Consider the following 16,089-nt stretch of genomic DNA (forward strand, 5'->3'; position numbering starts at 1 on the left):
CCCCAGCCACTCTTCGCGCGGTATTCTGCGAATGGCTTGTCTCCTTTTAGCTGCTTCTCCAGGCGTAAAAGGAAGTGTTGGTCCCTGCGGTTCTGGAGCTTGCGGCATCCCGCCATTTGGGATACCCATCTCCTTGAACAAACGGCCCTGATCCCTGCCCACAGGGTTTGACTTGGGAACGTAGCGAGGGTTTTTGGCAAGCTCACTATATAGCGAAGCTAACAAGTGAACATACTCTATCAATCCTGCACCATCACTGCATAAATGATTCAATTTGATGCAAATGATATCTTTGGTCGAGGTCCGTAGAATACAAATTTTGACCATCGCATCAGCATCGATGTCTATTGGGCTCGACAGCCACTCCTGTATGGCTTTCTCTTCGGAATCGGATTCACTGAGAAGTTGCAAGGAACACCAACCGCTTGACTCCAAATCGCTGCGTCGCTCCCAATAGGGGCGGACTGGATCTTTTATAAAGCGGCAACCAATAATAGGTTCCGCAATGGTGCTTGCCTCCATCGCTTGAAGCAATCGCTGTTGCTTCACATGTCCGTCCATTTCCAGCACCATTTGAAGTTGGCAATCGGAAAGATAGCTGACCATGTAATTAAACCTGTCACTTCCGTTTGCAGGCAGTCGTTGTGGGATTGCCATATTCTGATTGACCTCACTGATATTCATTTACTACACATCCCTTCAACTACAATTTTTGAAAGAAAAACAGTCAGGAAAAAAACATCCTGACTGTCCTTTTTATCAGCAAATCTTAGGGCTTCTATCGAATGGAAACCTTGTATTCCTCTAACCACATATTTATCTGGACAAGGTATTCGATCAGCTTCGTTGATTGAGCTAGATTCATAGGTGCTTTTCCATCCAGTACAAATTGGATCACAGACTTATTAATCAATGGTAGTAGAGGCGAGCTAGGGTTCGCTAAAATTTGTTTCATATGGTCCAAAATCGCATGGTAATACTCTGGGTGATAGGTCATCGGATATGCGCTTTTGTTGCGGTACAATACTTCATGCGGCAAATATCCTTTGTACGCTCTGCGAAGCAAGCCTTTTTCGATTTGATCAATATTTTTTACTTTCCATGGAACATTCCATAAATATTCAACCAGACGGTAATCACAATAAGGAACACGTACTTCAAACCCCGTATACATGCTCATTCGATCCTTGCGATCCAATAGCAACGGAAGAAAACGCGTGATAAAGAGGTACGACATTTTGCGCTGTTGAGCTTCCAATGCTGTCTCCCCTTCCAAAGGGTGTACCTCAGCAATCCCTTCTTCATACCGCCTGCGAAGATATTCTTGTGGGCGAATCTTTTCGATGGCTTCTTCGTTTAAAAAGGAACTCCACCCGTCATGCTCCATCCAAGGGAATTTTCCTGAATTCAAGAATTTCTCCTTCTGAAACCAAGGATACCCGTTAAACACTTCGTCTGCCGATTCACCTGATAGCGAGACAGTCGCTTTTTTCTTCATTTCCCGGCAGAACAAATAGAGCGAGGTATCCGTCTCCCCTAATCCCGGTAGATCACGCGCTCTCAACGGCATATGAAAATGAGTAATCAGATCTTGAGCGTTGAAGGTAATCTCTTGATGCCTCGTTTGTACATGCTCTGAGACTGATTTTGCCCATGGCGCATCCAAGCTAATATGCAGCAACCCTTCTTCAAAATGCTGATCATTGTCAACAAAATCAACCGAATAGGTTTGCAACGTCTTCCCTTTTTTACGAAGCTCTTCAGCAGCTAAAGCCACCAAGCCACTAGAGTCCAAACCGCCAGACAGCATACTAACCAGCGGCAGGTCAGAGATTAACTGGCGTTGTACCGTGTCATGTAACAGGGCGCGTATTCTTTCTGTCGTTGTATCCATATCATCGGTATGCACCTTGCTCTCAAGTTTCCAGTATGGCCTTGTCCTGATTTGATCCTTCGTGACTGTTGCACAATGTCCAGCTCGAACCTCATTTACATTGCGGAAAATGCCAAATCCAGGCGTTCTCGCCGGACCGAGTCCGATAATATCTGCTAACCCATCCGCTTCTACTTCAGGCTTCACTTTTGGATGGGCAAGCAAGGCTTTCAGTTCGGAGCCAAATAAGAACGAGCTCCCTCGTTGGCAATAAAATAATGGTTTTACACCTAAGTGGTCACGCGCTAAAAACAAGCGATGATTTTTTTCGTCCCAAATAGCGAATGCAAAAATTCCATTGAGATGACGGACACATTCCTCTCTCCATTCCAAAAATGCGTGCAGTAATACTTCCGTGTCAGAATTGCTTTGGAAGGAGTGTCCAAGCATCTCTAACTGGCGGCGCAGTTCCAAATAATTGTAGATTTCACCATTAAACGATAAGACACACGTCTGATCTCCTTCTCGGTAGATCATTGGCTGCTTGCCGCCTTCTGGGTCGATCACGATCAGGCGCCGATGCGCAATCGCTGCACGAGGTGACAACCAATATCCCTCTTCGTCTGGCCCTCGGTGTTGGATCGCTTGAGCCATTTTGTGCAAAATAGCATGCTGGGATGACAAATCGTCATCCCAGTCAAGCCATCCCACAATTCCACACATAGTAACCTCTCCTCTTGTTCGCAAATTTAGTGTTGGGGATGAAACGTTATCGCATTGACTAACTCGCTTACCTTTTGCTCAGGGTTCGCTACCAATCCTTCTAAAAGAGCATTCAAGTGCTGCAGCATACTGCTAATCTCCTTATCGTTGAAGAAACGTCGATAGTAGTTGATATGCAGGACCAGCACTTGTTCATAGAAAAGGATTTCCACTCGTAATGGATGCTCCGTCTGAGCGATTGAATCATAAATGGTAGCGCCGAGGACATCATTAAATCCTCTAAATACGGAAGAGAAATCTGGAAGCTGTTCGCTTACCAGATAACTGTCAAATAAAAGCCGATCTCGTGGAATATCGCACCACTCGTATATATTTTTCAGCGGTGTGTATTCGTACTGACTCGTCTCTACTACCTTGGATTGCATGTTTTGGAGCCAAGACAAGAACCTCATGTTTTGCTCGATGCTCACGCGAATGGGCAGAATATTGAAGAAAAGCCCGACAGAATGCTCGACTTCCATCATCGCTATGCTGCGGCCGGAGAAGATCGTACCAAAAACAACGTCTTCCTTGCCGCTGTAATGATGGAGCAGCAATGCCCAAGCCCCTTGTACCAATGTATATGGCGTCAGATGGTACTTCTTGGACAAGGATAACAGCGCCGAGGAGACTTCTGGCGATACGATGAACCTTTCTTGAGAATAGGGAGGCTCTTCGGCAGAAATATTCTTCCTGCTCGCTTGCGCCCATTCAAGAGTGGAGCTGGTCAATCCTTTCAGATTCTTCTTCCAAAACAGCTCAGCATCCGTTAAGTCCTGCTGTTTTTGTAGCGCAACATAATCCCGATAAGGATATACAGGCACAATATCAATCGCCTTCCCTTGGGAAAACGCTTGATAATATTCGAATAGTCTTTTAACGATCAACGTATAACTCCAGCCATCCTGCAACATCAGGTTGAAGACATAAATAAAGTAGTAGACATCCTCTCCTACTTGAAGCAGAGCAAGATGCGCATGTGGTGCTTGGCCCATCTCAAATCCTTGTTGTCTCAGCTTTTGAATATAGGATTGCAATTGTTCATGTTGATTTTCTTCCGGAATGCCACGCCAATCTTCCTGTTTGATGTGGATATCCACTTTCTCATGCACGATCTGCATCGGTTCATCCAGCTCTTCCCAGATAAAGGAGGTTCGCAAGGCAGGGAATTGTTGGATGAGATGCTGCCATGCCTGCGCAAAAGCAGATACATGGAAAGGACCACCCTCTATGCGAAAAGCATGATGAACCACATTCAAACCAGGCTCTGGATGATGTTTGTATCGATAAAGCATATTCTCTTGCATAATCGTCAGCGGATATACATCCTCCATGTATGGGTTGTCTACTTTTATCCTTTCCAGCTGATGTTTCTCAAGAGTTGGTAACTCTACTACTGTTGCCGTTCGCTTCGCACTTTGCGTGGAAGCCTCACCTGCAACCTCTGCCAGTTCAGCTATGGTCTGGAATTGGAAAATTTGCTGTGGAGTCAATTCCAAACCGTGTTGTTTTGCTCTTGCAACCACTCGAATAGTATGAATGGAGTCGCCACCCAATCCGAAGAAGCTATTATGTATGCCAACCTTATCCAAGCCCAATATTTCAGCCCAGACATCGGCAAGAATTTTTTCCGTCTCCGTCTTCGGTGGTACAAAATCTCCTTCCATCTCTGGCACTTCCATAAGCGGAGCTGGAAGCGCTTTGCGATCCAATTTTCCATTCATGTTCACTGGCATTTCCCTGATAAACTCAAAGATAGACGGAACCATGTAATCTGGCAGCTTATCCCGTAAATAACTGCGCAGCTCTGGAATGAACTGGCGAGCAACTCTGTCTGTCAAAGGATCGTTCGCATACGTTTCGATCGGCTGGTTGTTTTTCGCTGGACGGTGCCACGCGGTGACCACTGTGTTACGCTGTCTTTTTTCTAGTAAATGCTCAGGTCTGAGCACAGCTTCATAGCTGCCATCCTCTCTATCACCCATCCAAGCGATATCCACACTGTATCGTAACTCAGCGCCCAACTTCCAAAGCTCCTCAGGGTCTATTCCAGTACCTGGATGGTACTGATCTGTTCTCAGTTCTTCCACCGTTTTGAGAACATCTCTGTCAGCAAGCAATGACTGGTATCGATTCGCCCTGTCCAACCGCAGATTAGGGATATTCGTAAGACCTAAGATTTGCGGTTTATACTTGGTCATGATTTGACGAAGTCCATCAATATTTTGGAATCGCTCCTCATGCCAATCCAGCCATGAAAAATCCTCAATCGGCTGCACTTTTTTGCCGAGATGAAGAATCACATCATAGCGATAGCGAGTTAATTCATTATGATGACTTCCACGCTTCAACTTGATTTCTACATGGCTGATCTGATGCAGCTGCGCTTGAAGCGCATAGAAAAAGGCAGGATCTATAACCAGCTCCTGCTCTTGTCTCATTCGCTTCTGCACGCGGCGCCGCAATTGATCGGTGGTCAACGTCGCCGGTGACTTTTCCATCTCTACCTCAGTGAGGAAGGTTTGCAGTAAAGAAAGATTACGAACATCACCGACAAAAATTGATCCTTTGTCATTCATGGAGTGTATGGCCTTTTTCAGCACATCCAACAAGTAGTTCGCATCTGGGAAATACTGCACCACAGAGTTGAGCACGATCACATCGAACTTCTGTCCCTTTAGTCCACTAAAATCATCCGCATAGCTCTTACGCAGGGTGACATTGGATAAATCCTCTCTTTGGTTGATCAGATTCGCAGTAATATAATCCAACGCCATCGACGAAAAATCCGTTCCCCAATATTGTTCACAATGAGGCGCAATTCGGGATAACAACAGGCCTGTTCCGCACCCGATTTCGAGTACCTTTTTCGGTTGCAAGGCAAGGATACGATCAACCGTCGAATTGACCCATTCACGCATTTCTTCCGCTAAAAGAGGCTGACCCGTATAACTGCTGTTCCAGCTGGTAATGTTGAAATCGGCCTCATATTTATTTTCATCATCATAGGCTTTATCAAAGACATCCTGCCATTCTGATACCTGTTCCGCAGGAAGTGCTTCTTCTTCTGGTGCCTTTTTCAGTTTTTCCTTGGACTGTGAATCTGGCACGATATAAGATACCAACTGCTTATGCCCTGGTCTCTGCTCAGATTCATGAACGATCACAGCCGCTTTTTGTACATGTGGATGTTCATCTAATACAGCTTCAATCTCACCCAGCTCGATACGGAACCCTCTTAATTTGACCATAAAATCAATGCGGCCCAAATACTCGATTGTTCCATCCGACATGTAACGTGCCAAGTCACCTGTTTTATAAAGGCGTGCTCCCTCTTTATTGCTGAATGGATCAGGGATGAATTTTTCTTCTGTCAGCTCAGGTCGGTTATAGTATCCGCGAGCCAGTTGCACACCACCGATGTGCAGTTCTCCAGCAACACCGACGGGAACAGGATTTAGGTGCTCGTCTAACAGATAAATTTGGGTGTTCGCCACAGGGCGTCCAATCGGCACGGATCTAAGCTTACTTCCTTTTTGACATGCCCAGTACGTGACATCAATCGCCGCTTCTGTAGGGCCATAGAGGTTGTGCAATTCCGCATCGAGACACTCGAAGAAGCGCTCCTGTGTTGAATAAGATAAGGCTTCCCCACTGCAAATGACTCGTCGCAGCGTATCGCAGCCGCTAATTTCCGTCTCCTCCAGGAATACTTGAAGCATCGAAGGAACAAAGTGCATGGTGGTGATTTTCTCTTTTTTAATCAGGCGTGCCAGATAGGTCGTATCTTTGTGACCTTCTGGACGAGCTACTACCATGCAGGCGCCCGTCATTAACGGCCAGAAAAATTCCCACACCGACACATCAAAGCTGAAAGGTGTCTTTTGCATTACCCGATCGGTTTCATTCAATTGATATTGTTCCTGCATCCATAAAAGTCGGTTGACGATACCGCGATGGGCATTCATCGCACCTTTTGGCTTACCAGTAGAACCTGAGGTGTAAATCATGTACGCCAAATTATCGCTGTTGACTCCACTTGCAGGCGCCACATGGCTCTCCATGCTGATTGTCTCCCAATCTGAATCGAGGCAAATTAGTTGTCCATCGTATTCAGGGAGTGTGTTCTTCAGCCCCTCCGCAGTCAAGAGGAAAGAAGGATTCGCATCCGTGATCATAAAGGCAACCCGATCTTGCGGATAGCTTGGATCTAGGGGAACGTAGGCGCCGCCTGCTTTGAGGATACCTAACAGCCCAATGATCATCTCAAAGGAGCGCTCCATATAAATGCCCACAAGCGTTTCCGCTCTTACGCCCTGTTTTCGGAGATAGTTAGCCAGTTGATTCGCCCGTTGATCCAATTCCTTGTAAGTGAGTGGCGCCTCTTCAAAAATAACGGCTGGCGCATCTGGAGTTTTTGCAGCCTGCGCTTCAATAATTTCATGAAGGCACCTATCTTGCTGTGGGTAGTACGTCTTCGTATCGTTCCATTCAACCAACAGCTTTTGCTCTTCAGCAGCGGTCAAAATCGGCAAATCTGAAATCGGCTGGTTCGGATTCGTGACAATACCTGCCAGCACGATTGTAAAGCTTTCTAACATACGACTGATTGTCGATTCATTAAAAATATCCGAATTGAACTCAACGTCTAAGTCAAGGATATCCCCTTTTTCTACGACCTGAATCCAGAGGTCAAACTTGGATGTGTTGTTACGGAACTCTTCAAATTTGACCAAGGAAAAGCCTAATGCAGACATGTCCGATTTTTTCGGCATAGGAAAGTTCTGCAATACAAAGCAGACTTCAAACAGTGGGTTTTGACTCATATTACGCTCAGGCTGCAATTCATCCACCAGTCGTTCAAACGGTACATCTTGATGCCTGTATGCGCTGTTCGCTGTTTCTCTCACACGTGACAACAGCTCTCTAAAGCTACGATTGCCGGAAACATCTGTTTTGAGGACCAACGTATTTACAAAAAAGCCGACCAGATTCTCCATTTCCACGCGGTTGCGGTTCGCTACGGGCACACCCACCCGGATATCATTTTGCCCGCTGTAACGGTGCAGCAATATCTTTAACGCGGTGATCATGACCATATACAATGTGGCATTTTCTTGCTCGCTCAGCGCTTTTATAGCATGTGAAAGGGAAGAGGGAATTTGTAGTTTTAGGCTCCCTCCTTGAAACGTTTGGATAGGCGGTCTTGTACGGTCTACTGGCAGCTCTAGCACGCTGCTATCTTTTCCAAGGGTTTCTCTCCAGTAAGAAAGCTGTTTCTCCAGCACTTCTCCTTGAAGCCACTCCCGCTGCCAGCTTGAAAAATCAGCGTACTGGATCGGAAGCTCAGGCAATGGTGAGGGCTTGTCCGCAAGATAGGCCTGATAAAGCAGAACCATTTCTCTGAAGAAAACCCCGACTGACCATCCGTCAATGATGATATGGTGAACGTTCAAAAGTAGAATATTCAAATCCTCGCCGAGTTTGAATAAAGTAACACGCAACAAGGGTCCCTTGGTTAGATCGAAAACATACATGCTTTCCTCTTTAGCGAGTCGGCGAAACTCATCCTCCCTCTCCGCCTCGGGATGTCCTGTAAGATCGACGATGGGAAAAGGAATTTGCAAGGCAGGAGCAATTAGCTGATACGGCTCTCCATTTGCGACTTGAAAGGTGGTTCGCAGGGCTTCATGGCGCTTCACTATCTCATTTACGCACCGCTCCATGATGTTTGTGTGAAGCTCACCCGATAGATGGAAGGCTGCCACCACATTATAAGCAGGACTGTTTGGTACCAACTGGTCTAAAAACCATAGTCTCTGCTGGGCAAAAGAGAGGGGCACGTAGCCCTCTCTTGAACGCGGCGGAATCCCAGTCTTTTTCGTCTCCTGTTTTGAGCCTTTCAGCTTCTCCAGCAATGCCAGTTTCTTCTCGGAAAGCTTCGATCTGCTCTCGGCAAGTATCTCATCTCTTGATTTAGCTGATTCCTTATCATTGATCATCGGATTGCTCCTTCCCACATGTTGATTCTGCTCCCTTTCTTCTAGATGAATTCATCAGCTTAATAGCTCCAAAATCGCCTCTTCTGGAAGTTCATCAATAACAGCAATCAGTTCCTCTTCAATCAACTCCGCCATTCCTGCAACGGTTGGTGCCGAAAAGAGATTGTCTAGATTCAGATCAACCGGGAAGCTATTCTTCAATCTGGAAATAATCTGAGTGGCCATGATTGAATCGCCGCCCAAGTCTTGGAAGTTTTTGTGGATATCAACCTTTTTCACGCCAAGTACCTCTTCCCAAGCAGCAGCAATTTTTCGGACTAGTTCGTTACGTGGTGTATCGTCTTCGTCAGCATGTATGACATTATGATGGTTAATGGAGTTTTGGATTTCTGTCTCCCTCACATCAGCTTCTTCCGCCTGAACAGGGGTTACCTCAGTTGGTTTGGCTATGTCTGCTACTCTCTGTTCGTGCTTTTCTGCTGTCTGTTCGGAGGTGGCTGCTGCTTCTTGATGGGTACGGCTGCCTACGACAACTTTAGGTAAACGGTATCGTTCCTTGGCAAAAGGATAGCTTGGCAGCCCTGATAGACGGCTCACGATTCCTTTTGGATAGAGAGCTCCCCACTCTATTTCGTTACCATGAACCCATAGCTCCGCCAGCTTTTTGATCTTCTTGTTCAGAGCGAGATTGCGGATAAATTCCCTTCCCTCATCGGTATCGCCGATCTTGATTCCGCCCGTTTTGTTTATTTCTCCGAAAAACAGATCAGACGTTTTCGCCCCATTACTTTGTATGAATTGCTCTAACTGCGCAATCAGCTGTTCTTTACTGTTGACCACGACTGCTACTCGATGAGACATGGATTCCTTTGCAGTCTGATAGGTATAAAGAAAATCTGCCAGTTTCACATCATGATGCCTTTCTATAAATGCCTTTGTTTTCTTGGCATAGGCCACTAATTGTTCACGTGATTCAGCTGACAGCACGAAGACTCCCGTCGCTATCTCTTGACCCTCAACAGGAGCAGCGGATCTGGCCTTGCTTCTATTAAACTCTTCGATCACCAGATGAGCATTGGTGCCGCTGAAGCCAAAAGAGCTGACCGCTGCCAAGCGAGAGCCTTTGGAATTGGTCTGCCAATCTTGCAGCTTGGTATTCACATAAACAGGACTGTTTTCAAAATCAATGTGTTCATTCTCTTTGACAAAATTGATCGACGGAGCCATTTTCTTGTTTTTCATGCTGAGTAACACCTTGATGACACTCAACACCCCAGCCGCTGCTGTGGTATGCCCGATATTGGCTTTCAAAGAACCAATTGCGCAAAATCGTTTCTTCGGTGTGAACTGGCGGAAAGATTCACTCAGTGCATGAATCTCAACAGGGTCCCCTAATTTGGTCGCGGTTCCGTGTCCCTCGATATATTGAATGTCTTCCACATCAATCTGTTTTTTTGCGTAAATGGATTTTTGCAGGTCGCTTTGCGCTTGGAAGCTAGGCACGGTAATGCCCAATGTCCGTCCATCCTGATTGGTTCCACTGCCACGGATGACACCATAGATGCTGTCGTTATCCCGTAGTGCATCTTGCAGTCTTTTTAAAATCACAACGCCAACGCCATCCCCAACGACAATGCCATTGGCTCCATTGTCAAACGGGCGGCACTCCCCTGTAGGAGATAGCATCCTTGCGTTACTCATCGAGATAAACGGAGCGGGATGGGAATAAATCGTAATTCCTCCTGCGATAGCAAGATCGACCTCTTCCGTCTTCAGCTTTTGGCTAGCAATATCGATTGCAACCAAAGAGGATGAGCAAGCTGTGTTCACAGCCAAAGCTGGTCCTTTTAGGTCAAGGAAATAAGCAATGCGCGAGGCGAGTATACTCGTATCCGATCCGAGCATGCCAAAATGAGAGAAATCTTGTTCTACTGTCATTCCCGCCATTGCGCCAATGACGGTTCCAACGGGTTGTCCCCGCAGCATGGACGGGGTATAACCTGCGTCCTCTAGCGCTTTGTAGCTCTCTTGTAAAAGGATGCGCTGTGTGACATCCATCGATTGGGCTTCGGTAGGAGAAATTTTGAAAAACGCTGGATCAAAATATTCAATATCCTCCATCGCCCCGTATTTAATCGGAATATCGCCGAGTGCATTTTCTTTGAAAAAGGCGCGCCAGTCTGGATTGGTCACTTCTCTGATGCAATCTTTGCCCTGACTGACGAGCTCCCAGAACTCATCTTGACCCTTTGCACCCGCTGTGCGGCAGGAAATCCCAATGATCGCAATATCATCGGAAGCTGCTTTAAGCGGCTCGTAGGCAATATTTCGCGTCGAGACTCTCTCTGAATAAGCAGGCTTCTCTTCAAGATTTCCATGATTTTGGATAAACGATTCTGTCTGCGCTGATTGGCGCTCTGGTAGATGAGTCGAGATGTAGTTCGCCAATGCTTCTAGCGTATTATGTTCAAACACTACACTTGTCGGTAGTTTTAGATGAAACTTGCTATTGATAGCTTCGGATAATTGAACGGCATTGAGCGAGCCGATTCCCAATTCCTTTAGGGATTCCACATCTTCCAGATCTTCTTGTTTCAAGCCTAAAACGGTCGAAAAGACCTCGATCAGGCTCGCTTTGATTTTTGTCCGATCTGGAATGGACTGATCTGTCGACAAATTGCGTTTTTGTCCAGAATATTCAGATGCTATTGGTTGATTTTGAGCATCCGACACGAATGGTTTATAGGAATGGAGCTGGCTAGGCTCGTCTTGCTGCAAATGGCTAGCAATATAGCTTGCCAAAGAATCTAACGTATTATGTTCAAACACAACGCTGGTCGGTAGCTTCAGATTAAATTTACTGTTAATCATTTCGGATAAGGCAACAGCGTTAAGAGAGCCAATTCCTATGTCCTTCAAGGTCTCTCCTTCTTCCAGTTCTTCTGGTTGAAGACCTAAAACGGCGGCAAAAGCCTCAACCAACGATTCTTTGATTGTTTCCCTATTCCAATGAAAGCTGTGGTCATGCTGATTTGGATGAGGGAGAGTTCTCATTTGCTGTTTCGGATAAGGAATATACCCGCTGTTTACCATTTCCGCTAATGCTTCTGGATAAGGTCTTTTCTTCGATATTTTGCTGGCATTCCATTCGCAACGCTTCGTGTACGAAAGATGTGGAGCCTTTTTCAGCTTAAACAAGCAATAGCTGATCCACCCTCTTTCAAGAGAGATGGATTGATTCACCGTGTTGATATACAAATCTTGAACAGCTTTAGGCAGATGCTTGATGTACTGTTCCACGTCAGGATCATGCAAGGCGTTAGCAATCTGCGGCGATACGTCAATGATTTCATCGATCACTAACTGATGCTCCGCTAAAAGCTCAATCCATTCTTGCACGGTGGGAATGCTGACTTCGACGTTCTGGTCTACGATCGGTCCTCGCGTATTGGCTATGTAATCGATCAACAGAACAGTTCCCTCTTCGTTCAGAGAAGAGGAGATATTTTGAAATAGTCCATGTTTATTTCGAATATGGAAGCTCACTTCAATCCCGACAATGATGTCGTAGTGATCGGGAAAGGCATCCTTGGAGCTGTCTTTATTGAATATTTTCGCACGAGCTCCCAGATTTTTCTGCACGATTCGTTGATTGCCCAGCTCCGCTTGCGCCTTGGTAATCGTAAATCCATGGGTTTCTATATGCGGATAGAGCTCTGCTATTTGAATCACATCTGTCCCGTGACCGCATCCGAAGTCCAACACTTTTTGCACACGAGAGAAATTTTCTTTGCAAAAAAGCACCTGGCGCATCTCTACTTGCTTCTCTCTTACCATTTCTCTTTCTAACGGATATTTTTCCGGGTTCAAAATGACACGACTCATTGAAAAGCCTGGAATCTTCCTTTCAAATGGACATACAGTCAAGTAATCCTCCGAAAACTCCGCTTCGCTGTTGTTGGCGCTATATGTGTAAATTTCAACGGCCTTGTTTTCGAATTCTGGCTGAGCGGATGTCATGCTCGTCTCCCTCCTAGAGCGATTCGTTTGATTGCGTTCTATCCAGCATGTTCTCCTCTTAAATGGATAGGTTGGGAGCTTAGCTACTCGGGATAACTCCTTCCCTTCATGCAGCTTCTGCCAAGGAATAGGATTGCCCAGAACCCACAATTTTGCCAGTTCTCCTACATCTCTTGGGCCGATTGCCTGAGCAACTCGGTCTGGCATCATTTCTTTGTTTTCCTTGAGATCTCCAAAAAAGCAATGTTCCGTCTCTGCTTGATGTTCTAACCAGCGTTCCAGTTGCTGGTAAAGTTCGGTTTGACTATTTGTGATGACAGCCAAACGGCAAGGCATTTCTTCTCTTCCGATTTGAAGGGTGTAAGCTGTATTCGCTATATCGAAATGCTGGTTCTTTTGCAAATAACCAATCCAGCGGTGAATGTATTCTTGCAATCTCTCTTTATTCTTAGCCGAAAAGACAAACAACTCAGGTTCTGAATCGTTTACTCTCCTTGATAATGATAGAGTCTGTGCTTGAGGATTGTGGTTGTATTCCTCAACGATAAGATGGGCATTCACTCCACCGCCGCCAAAGCTGGTAATGCCTGCTCGCCGGGGGACTGTCTGCCCATCTACAGTGACCTGCTTCCATTCCGATACCTCTCGCTGCAATTGAAATGGGAGTTGATCAAAATGAATATTCGGATTCAATTCGTCAGGCATCAAGGTTGGAACTAGCGTCTGATGCTGTAAGGACAATATCACTTTCATCAGCTGCGACATGCCGGAAGCCGATTCACAATGCCCGATATTCGGTTTGACCGAACCGAGTCGATAATCCCCTTCTGTTCCTTGACGGTTGTGAAAAGCTTTCGTCACCGCTGTCATTTCGACGGCATCGACTATGTCTGATCCATAGGCAGAAGCTTCCAGATAACTAATGGATCGAGGATCCAGTCCGCTTTCTTGCAACGCCTCTTCCATCACATCTGCAATTGGGATGGGGCTTGGTGTCATGTAGCTATTGGCTTTTCCCTTATGGTTGACAGCGGTTCCGCGTATCACGGCATAGATATGGTCACGATCCTGTACAGCCTGATCGTAATCCTTGAGAACGACAGCCCCTACTCCCTCGCCAGGCACAAAACCTATTCCGCCGTTCCCAAAGGCAGCACTGTCAGAAGTATGCGAGATGAGCTGTCCCACAGTCAGGCCGAAGTACGTAAGCGGATGGGTGTACAGATTCACCCCACCAGCAATCGCCATGTTTCCCTTCCCGTTTCGGATGTATTCACATGCTTCATGAATCGCAACTAACGCTGAGGAACACATCGTATCGACCGGCATACTCGGACCCTGTAAGTTTAGATAGTAGGAAGCCCGATTGACCATCGATGAATACGAGGTTGTCGGAAAGTGACGAGTGGTTTCCGTGCTATACAGATGAAATCCTTGTTTCGTAATGCCACCAAAAACCCCTGTTCGCTTGCGGAGCTCCGCAGACATTTTCGATGAGGCATATCCTGCATCTTCTAACGCCTTCCAACACTCTTCTAAATAGAGGCGCTCTTGAGGGTCTATATTTTCTGCTTCTCGCGGAGTCATCTGAAAGAATAACGGATCAAACTGATCAAATTCTTCTAAGAAGGCACCCCATTTGCTATAACTTTTTCCTTGGGAAATGGCTTCCTCCCGATTTGGATGATAATATTCTGCCCAATCCCAACGCTTTGCTGGGATTTCTGAGATAGACTTTTTCGCATGCAGTAAATTCTCCCAAAACTCGTCCAAGTTATTAGCTTGAGCAAAACGCCCGCTCATGCCAATAATCGCAATTTTACCGGAGGGCGCAGGCTTGGACACCGTCATTTGCGAATGAGAAGATGGCGCAAATGCTCTCGTTTTTCTTAGGTTTCGTTTCCCTTCGGTTTTCGGTAATGGAGCAAACTCAACATGATCTTCCGTTCGATTTAACTCCTGCTCCTGCTTATGATCATCCAATCCTGTTAGCGAAATCAGCGCTTCTCTTTGTGTCTCTAGTAAATGCTCAACTAAGTCATCTACCGTCTGATATTCAAAAAACAAAGTACCGCTGATGGTTTCGCCGAATATTTTCCGAAATTGATTGATCAGTTGTACAGATAAAATGGAATCCATACCGTATGCCTCTAAAGGCTCGGAAGCATCCATTCGGTTATTCGGCATCTTCAGTGTTTCAGCGATTAGCAGTTTGATGTATTCCGTACTTTTTTCGCGCAGGACATCCTCGATTTCCCTTCCTTTAGGAGCGGAAGGTATATTCACTCTCTTTGCTTTTGGCTGTTCAGCATGTATGTTTGGCTTCGGTTTAGGCTGTTGTCTTTGCTGTTTGCGAATCACGCCGTCGCTTTCGGTAACAATAATCTGCTGTCCTATAGCGTGCGCCTCTTCTGTTGGGAAAAAGACCGACTGAAATCCTTCTTCCTCCAATACTCTCTGCCACGTTGACGAAGATAACCCAGGGCATCCTGAAAGACGCAGCTCTGGGTCTTCGTACAGCCACCATCCCTCCAACAAACCAAAGGTAAGATGGAGGAAGATGGTGTTCTTACTCATTTCATTTAGAAGAAGCAAGCCGTTCTTCTTTAGAACGGCTTTCGCGTTACGCACGGTTTGGCGAATATTTTTAGTGGCGTGCAGGACATTTGCTGCGATGACAATATCATACGCGCCCAGATCCATTCCTTGTCCCGTCACTGACTCTTCTACGTTTAAAATCTGATAGGTCAAATAAGGATTGCTTGGGCCATACTCTTTTTCTGCATGCATGAAAAAGGCTTTGGAGAGGTCTGTGTAGCAATATTCCTGGATATGCTCTTCATACGCCTTTAGTTTTTGGAAAACGACGGCACTCGTTCCCCCCGTACCCGCACCAATCTCGAGAATGCGAATTCGGGCCGCAGAATCTTGGTTCAGCCGTTCCTCAACAAAAGCAACCACTGTATCAGCAAGCACTTCATTGAAGTAATCGGAAACCGTGTTATTTTTGTATACCTTCTCTACTAATTCCATCGACGAATTGGGAAAGATGACCTCTGTGGCCCGCACTTTTCCAGTGAGAATTTGTGGTAAAGCACGCAAGGTTGCCTCGACTAGCTTAACTTGCGCATTCGTATCCGAATTTTTTAGCCAGACTTCTTTTTCTTGCTCCCATTCTTGCCAGACAGCCGTACTGGAAATGGGAGCAGTATCAATCACGGTAGATGTTGCGCTATCGTAAACGAGATAATCATTCCGGGCCAAAACAGAAGCCGTTTCTTCGAGCCACATGTCGTATAAGTCAAGCAGACCGCTTTTTCTTTTGAGATCGCTAAGTGCTTGATTCTTTTCCGTAAAGCAGCCAAGCGACTGCATTTGACCCCACAATAACTTTAAGAGAAGCTCGTCCATTTTGTTCATTCTAGGCACTCC

At 46.0% G+C, this 16,089-nt stretch carries 4 protein-coding genes; all 4 read right to left on the reverse strand.

Going from position 1 to position 16,089, the window contains the following annotated elements:
- The coding region (locus PMI05_RS02510; RefSeq protein ID WP_007716789.1) for a condensation domain-containing protein at positions 1-684 on the reverse strand (684 nt) is incomplete at its 3' end.
- Positions 685-778: 94 nt separating this feature from the next.
- A complete protein-coding gene (gene asnB / locus PMI05_RS02515) occupies positions 779-2,596 on the reverse strand; it encodes an asparagine synthase (glutamine-hydrolyzing) (RefSeq protein WP_007716791.1) in 1,818 nt (605 codons plus the stop codon).
- Positions 2,597-2,622: 26 nt separating this feature from the next.
- Positions 2,623-8,637 (reverse strand): non-ribosomal peptide synthetase, encoded by a 6,015-nt coding sequence (locus tag PMI05_RS02520; protein WP_007716792.1) that lies wholly within the window; start codon positions 8,635-8,637, stop codon positions 2,623-2,625.
- A gap of 54 nt (positions 8,638-8,691) precedes the next feature.
- Complete coding sequence (locus PMI05_RS02525; RefSeq protein ID WP_007716794.1) at positions 8,692-16,077, reverse strand: beta-ketoacyl synthase N-terminal-like domain-containing protein; 7,386 nt, start codon at positions 16,075-16,077, stop codon at positions 8,692-8,694.
- Positions 16,078-16,089: the final 12 nt, after the last annotated feature.

Origin of the sequence: Brevibacillus sp. BC25, from assembly GCF_000282075.1 — a bacterium.
Lineage (GTDB): Bacteria > Bacillota > Bacilli > Brevibacillales > Brevibacillaceae > Brevibacillus.

Coding starts and splice junctions, on each gene's coding strand:
- asnB (WP_007716791.1), bottom strand. CDS start 2,596: ATGTGTGGAATTGTGGGATGGCTTGACTGGGATGACGATTTGTCATCC.
- PMI05_RS02520 (WP_007716792.1), bottom strand. CDS start 8,637: ATGATCAATGATAAGGAATCAGCTAAATCAAGAGATGAGATACTTGCC.
- PMI05_RS02525 (WP_007716794.1), bottom strand. CDS start 16,077: ATGAACAAAATGGACGAGCTTCTCTTAAAGTTATTGTGGGGTCAAATG.